Source organism: Oleiphilus sp. HI0117, assembly GCF_001635235.1.
On sequence record NZ_LWGA01001501.1, the window covers coordinates 1 to 931 of the forward strand.

Genomic DNA, 931 nt, shown 5'->3' on the forward strand with positions numbered 1-931 from the left:
GAGATACTCGCTAAAGGGGCGGTGATTTATCTGGAGCAGGAAAAAGAAGGCGTTTTACCTGCAATTCCGAAAGATTGGCAACTGATGAAAGAAAAGGTCGCCGGGCAAGTCAGTTATCAATTGTATCAACGACAAGCTAGCGACCAGATCTGATCTAGGCTTTTGCAGCACTTAGAGAGTAATGTCTTAAACTTTTGGCAAATTCTTCGAGGCTTTCGATGCCGCTTTTTTCAGCTTGTTTACACCATTCAGAAAGCTCGTTTAACTTTTCTTGAAAGCGGCTACCGGGGTGTTTTTTCCAAATATCTTGAAGAGCCTGGCTCATCTCATAAATGGTCTTGATCATCACGTCGTGGTCAAGCATTTCATTGATTCGGCTTTTCTCAGTACTTTTAACCAAATTTTCTTCTCTAACGAGAAGCTTCTTGGCCTTTTTAAACATAATTTTTTCTTGTTCCTGCATCTTGGCTTTTTGTGCTTGGATAACCGGAATCATGACATTCTTATGGTATTGGGATAAAACATAAAAGCGATTGTGGATAATTGCCATCACCGTATCCTTATCAAGCTCCAGCTTGTGACTGTCTTTTATTGGCTTAGGTGGGATATTGCGTGCTTTTGCTAAACCAAGGGCGCTTAATATTCTGATATAAAACCAGCCGATGTCGAATTCCCAGGGTTTAACAGATAGCTTGGCGGAGTTGGGATAAGTGTGGTGATTATTGTGAAGTTCTTCGCCACCAATAAAAAAGCCCCAGGGGCTGATGTTACGGGAGGCATCTTTACACTCAAAGTTCCGGTAGCCGATTGCATGGCCGACACCATTGATAACACCCGCAGCAAATACCGGGATCCACATCATTTGAATCGCCCAAATGGTAATACCTGCCAGGCCGAAGAAGAAAATATCGATAGCGCCCATCAGTACTAC

General features: G+C 43.0%; 2 protein-coding genes. One reads left to right on the top strand and one right to left on the bottom strand.

The features are described from left to right. Positions 1-3: 3 nt before the first annotated feature. Positions 4-153: an RsmD family RNA methyltransferase gene (locus A3757_RS28230; protein WP_369819614.1), complete on the top strand. Its 150-nt coding sequence runs from the start codon at positions 4-6 to the stop codon at positions 151-153. 1 nt (position 154) lies between these two features. Here the strand turns inward: A3757_RS28230 and A3757_RS24775 are convergent. Continuing rightward, positions 155-931 (bottom strand): transposase (locus A3757_RS24775; RefSeq protein WP_197470303.1); only part of this gene is annotated, 777 nt, incomplete at its 5' end.